The sequence below is a fragment of the Psychrobacter sp. PP-21 genome (assembly GCF_033790785.1).
Lineage (GTDB): Bacteria > Pseudomonadota > Gammaproteobacteria > Pseudomonadales > Moraxellaceae > Psychrobacter.
The window spans coordinates 1-387 of sequence record NZ_JAMYEB010000108.1; the positions used below are offsets into that span (position 1 = coordinate 1).

1 protein-coding gene is annotated in these 387 nt (G+C 54.5%); it reads left to right on the forward strand.

What is annotated here, in order from left to right:
* On the forward strand, positions 1 to 387 hold a 387-nt coding region (locus tag NJD71_RS13790; RefSeq protein WP_319052461.1), incomplete at both ends, for a hypothetical protein.

Consider the following 387-nt stretch of genomic DNA (forward strand, 5'->3'; position numbering starts at 1 on the left):
GGTCGTTACCGCTCTTAGCGACGAGCCGGACTTTAGGCTCACCGGCTTCGAATGGTCGATCCGGATCAGTTCGATGAAGGAAGCGGCCTCTCCGAAACTTCGGCTGCCTCCCGACAACAACGGCTATTCGTCATTTGCGAGGGATTGGCAGAAACTGGGCCTGCTGTTCACCCGTTTATTTGGGATCACCGAGACGAGGATGCTGGATCTGACCTTCGCTCCGTCAGACGTGGCAGAGAATTTCACTGCCGCCGAGGCCATCCTCCTCCGTACGATGTTGGGCCTGCAGTCATCAGAACGAATAGATGCTGATTATCTGCGCAGGAAGATAGACGAAATTGTTTCCTCGGTGTCATCCGAAGTTGCTGAGAAAGACGCCAAGCATTG